The following is a 6,145-nucleotide window of genomic DNA, read 5'->3' as shown; positions in this document are numbered from 1 at the left end:
GATCGGCGCCGGAGTGCGCTACGTCGTGGTGGCCCCGGGCTCCCGTTCGGCGCCGATGGCCTACGCGCTTGCCGAAGCCGACGCCGCCGGCCGGGTGGAGCTCCTGGTCCGCATCGACGAACGCGACGCCGGCTTCACTGCGCTGGGCCTCGCCCTGGCCACAGGGGCCCCGGCAGCCGTGCTCACCACGTCGGGAACCGCGGTCGGGAACCTGCTGCCGGCCGTGATGGAGGCCAACCACGCCGCCGTCCCCCTGGTGGTCCTCTCAGCGGACCGGCCGGAGGAACTCCGCGGCACCGGAGCCAACCAGACCACCGTGCAGCCGGACCTGTTCGGCGAGCACGTCCGCTTCGCCGCCGACGTGCCCGCCGGCCAAAACCCGCTCCGGGCCGTCGAGACTGCGCTCAGCGCCGCCACCGGCGCCTTCGAGGACATTCCGCCGGGGCCCGTGCAGCTGAATCTCGCCTTCCGTGACCCGCTCGTCCCGGCCGCCGGTGACGGCCTGGGCGAAGCGTCCGGGCACCGGGTCCACCATGCCCCGCGGCCTCCGCTGGCGCTGGACTTCCCGGCGGCCTCCCGGGCCCTGCCCGAGCGGCGCACCGTGGTTTTGGCCGGGCACGACGCCGGCCCCGTCGCCGAGGCGTTCGCCCGCGCCCACGGCCTGCCGCTGCTCGCCGAGCCATCCTCCAACGCCCGCTTCGGCCCGAACGCGGTGGGCCCCTACCGGCTCCTGCTGGAACACTTCGGCCCGGAATCGCGCCAGCCGATCGAACGCGTCGTGCTCTTCGGCCGGCCGACCCTCTCCCGCCCGGTGTCCGAACTACTCGCCCGCGCCGACGTCCCGTCCGCCCTCTATCAGCCCGTTCCGGTGGCGTGGTACCAGCCCGGCCGCCGGACCGAACTGCCGCTCGAGACCCTGGCCGACCTTGCCGATTTCGCCGGCCGGGGTGCGCCGGCGTGGCTCGATGCGTGGCTGCTGGCCGGCGCCGCCGCCCAGCATGCCGTTGACCTGGTGCTTTCTGGATCCGCGGGGGTGACGCCCGCCCCTGCGGGATCCGGCCCCGCGTCGGACCCCGCAATTTCCGGCCCCGAAGTTGGGGCCCTGGTGTGGGCCCATACCCGCGGACAGCTCGTGCTGGGCTCCTCCAACGGAATCCGCGACGTCGACCTCGCGGGCGCACCGGCCCAGGAACCGCGGGCCACCGTCTTCGCCAACCGGGGGCTCGCCGGGATCGACGGCACCATCGCCACTGCCACCGGCATCGCCCTCGGCGGCAGGCAGGAAACCACCGTGCTGCTGGGCGACGTGACCTTCCTGCACGACGCGGGCGGCCTCCTGCTGGGCGCCGGGGAGGCCGTGCCGGCACTGCGGATCGTGGTCCTCAACGACGCCGGCGGGGCCATCTTCGGGCTCCTGGAGCACGGCGCCGTCGAGCGGTCCGGCCGTTACGGCACCGCCGTCGAGCGACTGTTCGGCACCCCCCACACCGTGGACATCGCCGCCCTCGCCGCCGCCTACGGCGTCGCGCACCGGGCAGTGAGCACGACGGCGGAGCTTGCCGCGGCACTGGCCGAACCGGTCGAGGGCCGCAGCATCATCGAGGTCCGGACGGACCGGCATGGACTCCGGGAGTTGCACGGGCGGATCCGGGCCGCGGTGGCCGCGGCCGTGACCGGGGTCCCCGTCACGGACTGACGCACCGTTGAGGCGCAAATGCCCTGCCGCTGCGGATATTCCGGCAGCGACAGGGCATTAGCGGGTCGACAGGTACTGTGTGAGCCGGCCTACAGCACCCGGCTCAGGAATTCCTTGGTGCGGGCGTGCTGCGGGTTCGCGAGCACCTCCCGCGGGTCCCCGGATTCCACGACGACGCCGCCGTCCATGAAGGTCAGCCGGTCGCCGACCTCCCGGGCGAAGCCAATCTCGTGGGTCACCACGATCATGGTCATGCCGGATTTGGCGAGGTCCTTCATCACGTTCAGGACGTCGCCCACGAGTTCCGGGTCCAGCGCGGACGTGGGCTCATCAAAGAGCATCAGTTCCGGGTCCATGGCGAGGGCACGGGCGATGGCCACGCGTTGCTGCTGTCCGCCGGAGAGCTGCGAGGGGTAGTGGCCGGCCCGGTCCGCCAGGCCCACCCGGTCCAGCAGTTCCAGCGCGCGCTTCCGGGCGGCGTCGCGAGACTGGCCCTTGACCTGGACCGGCGCTTCCATGACGTTCTGCAGCGCCGTCTTGTGCGGGAACAGGTTGAAGCGCTGGAAGACCATGCCGATCTCGCGGCGCTGGGCGGCGATTTCCTTGGTCTTCAGATCGTGCAGCCGGCCCTTGACCTCGCGGTAGCCGATCAGTTGGCCGCCGACGGAGATCCGCCCGGCGCTGATCGTTTCGAGCAGGTTCACGCAGCGCAGCATGGTGGACTTTCCGGAACCCGACGGCCCGATCACCACCGACACTTCGCCCTGATTGACGGTCATGTCGATGCCGCGCAGCACATGGTGCTGGCCGTAGAACTTGTGAAGGCCCTCGATCTTGACCAGCGGCTTTTCTGCGGTGATCGTCATCGCGCACTCTCCTCGGGGAAGTCCGTCTTCATTGAGCGCTGGACGTCTGCGCCGCCACCGGCAGCCTTGGCGGCGCCCGGAGCCACCGCCGCGGGCGCCAGGTTGTCCACGCCCTTGCCGTAGTACGCCTCGATGTAGTGCTGGCCGACCATCAAGATGCTGGTGATGAGCAGATACCAGATGGCCGCCACGATGAGCAGGGGAACCGGCAGGTACGTCCGGTTGGCCAGGGTATTCGTGGCGAAGGTGAGGTCCAGGGTGAACGGCACCGCCAACACCAGCGAGGTGGTCTTCAGCATCCCGATGGTTTCATTGCCGGTAGGCGGGACAATGACGCGCATGGCCTGCGGCAGAATGATCCGCCACATGATCTTGGTCTTGCCCATGCCCAGCGCTTCGGCCGCTTCCATCTGGCCGCGGTCCACGGACTTGAGGCCGGCACGGAAGATCTCGGCAAGGTAAGCGGATTCATTAAGCCCCAGGCCGAGGATGGCCGCTATCGTGGTGGTGACAATCGTGCTGGTATCCACGCTGAACAGCTCCGGTCCGAACGGGACACCGGCGCTGATCTTCGGGTAGAGCACCGAGATCAAGCCCCAGAACACCAGCTGCGTGTATACCGGAGTGCCGCGGAAGAACCAGACCCAGGCCCAGCTTGACCAGCGGAACACAGGGTTGTCGGATTGCCGCATGAAGGCCAGCAGGATCGCCAGGACAATGGCCAGGACCATCGAAGCCACGGTCAGCAGCAGGGTCCAGCCAACGCCCTGAACGACCTTGACGTCCAGGATGTAGGTGCCGACAATGTCCCAACGGAAGTTGCTGTTGGTTACGAGCGACTGCAGGAACACCGCGAGCAAGCCGAGGATGATCACCGCGCTGAGCCAGCGACCGGGGTGCCGGACCGGTACTGGTTTGTTCAGTACCGGCGCGGCGCTATCCTGCTGGCTTTTCATCGCTTCACCTGCTGAGTGGTCGGTGGCGGGAAGACTCAAGAGCCGGCCGTCGGGTTGACCTCGGACTTGGTGATGGCACCTTCAGCGTTACCCCAGCCCTGCAGGATCTTCTTGTAGGAGCCGTTTTCGATCAGCTTCGTCATGGTCTTCTGGATGACGTCGGCGAGGGCGGTGTCCGATTTGGCGACGGCGATGCCCTGCGGGGCGGCATCGTAGACGTCGCCGAGCTTCTCAAGCTGCCCGTTGGTCTGGGTCAGCGCGTAGCCGATGATGGGGGAGTCCGCCGCCATGGCATCGATGCTGCCGTTGACCAGCCGGGTGGTCACGTCCGTCTGGTTCTTGAGCGTAACAATGTCGATGGGCTTCTTGCCTTCGGCCGTGCACTTCTTATTGCGGTCGGAGAGATCCGGGTCTTCCTGGACGGTGCCGGTCTGAACGCCGATCGACTTGCCGCAGACGTCGTCGAGGGAGAACTTCTTCGGGTTGCCCTTCTGCACGGCCCAGGCGGTGCCGGCGTTGAAGTAGCTGACCATGTTTACCGCACCGAGGCGTTCCTTGTTAATGGTGAAGGATGAGATGCCCAGGTCGTACTTCGGGCCCAGCGCCGGAAGAATGCCGGTGAATTCGGCCGTCTGCACCTGGACCTYGAGTCCCAGGGTCGCGCCGATGGCCTTGGCGATGTCGACGTCGTAGCCCACCGGGGTCTGGCCGTCGGTGCCGAGGAATTCCGCCGGGGCGTAGCTGGTGTCCGCGCCCACGGTCAGGGTCCCCTTGGACTTGATCGCTGCCGGCACCATGGCCGCAAGCGAATCGTCTTTCTGGACCGTGGTCGGGTCAAAGCTGGCGCTGGCGTTGGCGCTGCCGGACGGAGCAGCCGCGCCGCCGGTGCCCGACTCGGAGGCGTTGGTGCAGCCAGTGAGGGCCAGGGCGCCGACCGCGAGCACGGCAGCGGCCTTGAACTTGGAGTTGCCCAAGAACGAACGGGAGATCTGCATTTTTCTTACCTTTTTTTGCAGGGGAATGCGAAAACTAAGTCGCGCATAGTATATCGCCGAACAAGAGATGTACGTCACAGAAAACTTAGTTTCACTATTGGATAACTATAGGCAGGCGGATTTCAAGTGGCCCCGCCGCGAGTTGTCTGGGATTACGGATTCCCCGGCCCGCGCGGTCCGCGGCCGGGGACCCGACACCCCGCCAAGGTCAGCTGCTGATGCCGAGGGATTCCAGCATCGGCCGGAACTTCGCCCAGGTTTCCGCCAGCTCGGCCTCGGGCACGGAACCCTCCACGACCCCGCAGCCGGCGTAAAGCCGGACGGTGTCCGGCCCTTCGATGACGGCGCCGCGGAGTGCGATGCCCCATTCGCCGTTGCCAGCGGCGTCGAGCCAGCCGACCGGTCCGGCATACGGGCCGCGGTCCAGGTGCTCCAGTTTGCGGATCAGCGCACCAGCCACGCTGGTGGGCGTGCCGCACACCGCAGCGGTGGGGTGCAGCGCATTGATCAGGGCCAGGCAGGTGGGCACATGGCCTTCCACCTCGGCCAGCTCGGCCTTGACATCCGACGCCAGGTGCCAGACGTTCGGCAGCTCCAGGATGAAGGGCTCGCTGTGCGCGTTCATCGCCTCGGAGAACGGCGCCAGCTGCGTCGTGAGGGACTGGATCGCGATGTCGTGTTCGTGCCGTTGCTTCTCGGACCCGGCGAGTACGCGCTCGGCAAATTCCATCGGCGAGCCGGCCATGCCCTTGGCATCGCGGCGGTCCAGGGTGCCGGCCAGAACGCGTGCCTGCGCGGTCCGGCCTTCCACCTGGATCAGCATCTCGGGGGTCGAGCCCACCAGCCCGTCGACGCCATAGGTCCAGCATTCGCGGTACCGCACCGCCAGCTGGCGCAGGATCTCGGCGGCGTTCACGCCATCCGGCACGGTGGCGACGATGTCCCTCGCCAGCACCAGCTTCTCCAGCGCTCCGGTCCGGATTTCGGCGACGCCCTCGGCGACGGCGGCCATCCAGTCCGCCTCGCTGAGCGAGCCGGTGCTTAGTTTGGCTTCCCGCGCACCGGCCGGCTGATCGGAGGACATCGTTCCGGTGGCAGCGGCCTGCGCCGCCGGGAGGCCCTGCACGGTCTCGGGCGCGCCCAGCCAGCGCCGAAGGGCGGCGCGGGCGCCGGCCTCGGTGAGCTCGCCGTCGTCGAACGTGAGCTGGGTCAGCCAGGCGGTTCCGTCACGCAGCCCGACGACGATTTCGGGGACGATCAGCCGGGAGGAGTGTGCGGAGACCTTGGAGAAGGCGAAGGAGCCGAAAGCCACGGGGCCGGTGCCCGGGCAGCCGACGGCGTCCGTGACGTCCGCTTCCAGGACCAGGTGCCGCCACCAGATGTCCGCCTCAAGGAACCGCTCGGGACCTGTGGCGGTGAACCGGGCCACCTCGCCGAAGCCGACAAGGCCGGCCTCGCGCCGGGTCCAGCAGAGTACGTCGTCGCGGACCAGAAACGACGGCAGCCCCCCGGGGAACGAATCTGCATCGAGGGGGACTGTCAGGGTCCTGATAATTCTGGTAGGGAACGTGCTCGTCATGATGAGACAACACTACTCCCGACGTCCGCCGCGCCCCGGACGCGCCCGCGGTT

5 protein-coding genes are annotated in these 6,145 nt (G+C 68.3%); 1 reads left to right on the top strand and 4 read right to left on the bottom strand.

Annotated features, from left to right (window positions below):
• Position 1 precedes the first annotated feature (1 nt).
• Entirely contained in the window at positions 2-1,696 is a 1,695-nt protein-coding gene (gene menD, locus AB4Y86_RS09610) for a 2-succinyl-5-enolpyruvyl-6-hydroxy-3-cyclohexene-1-carboxylic-acid synthase (RefSeq protein WP_441402017.1), read from the top strand.
• Between the two features lie 89 nt (positions 1,697-1,785).
• On the opposite strand, the gene AB4Y86_RS09605 is transcribed toward menD, so the two are convergent.
• From AB4Y86_RS09605 to AB4Y86_RS09590, 4 genes are all read right to left on the bottom strand, one after another.
• Positions 1,786-2,562, bottom strand: coding sequence for an amino acid ABC transporter ATP-binding protein (locus AB4Y86_RS09605; protein WP_441402016.1), 777 nt, complete (start codon positions 2,560-2,562; stop codon positions 1,786-1,788).
• A complete protein-coding gene (locus AB4Y86_RS09600; RefSeq protein WP_441402015.1) occupies positions 2,559-3,518 on the bottom strand; it encodes an amino acid ABC transporter permease in 960 nt (319 codons plus the stop codon). Before AB4Y86_RS09600 ends, AB4Y86_RS09605 begins: the two co-directional genes overlap by 4 nt.
• A gap of 35 nt (positions 3,519-3,553) precedes the next feature.
• Positions 3,554-4,513 carry an ABC transporter substrate-binding protein gene (locus AB4Y86_RS09595; RefSeq protein WP_441402014.1) on the bottom strand — a complete coding sequence of 320 codons (960 nt, stop codon included), beginning with the start codon at positions 4,511-4,513 and terminating at the stop codon, positions 3,554-3,556.
• A gap of 208 nt (positions 4,514-4,721) precedes the next feature.
• Positions 4,722-6,092 carry an isochorismate synthase gene (locus tag AB4Y86_RS09590; protein WP_441402013.1) on the bottom strand — a complete coding sequence of 457 codons (1,371 nt, stop codon included), beginning with the start codon at positions 6,090-6,092 and terminating at the stop codon, positions 4,722-4,724.
• Between the last annotated feature and the right edge of the window lie 53 nt (positions 6,093-6,145).

Origin of the sequence: Arthrobacter sp. 2YAF22_2, from assembly GCF_052114645.1 — a bacterium.
Taxonomy (GTDB): domain Bacteria; phylum Actinomycetota; class Actinomycetes; order Actinomycetales; family Micrococcaceae; genus Arthrobacter.
This window is presented reverse-complemented; position numbering and strand designations above follow the sequence as displayed.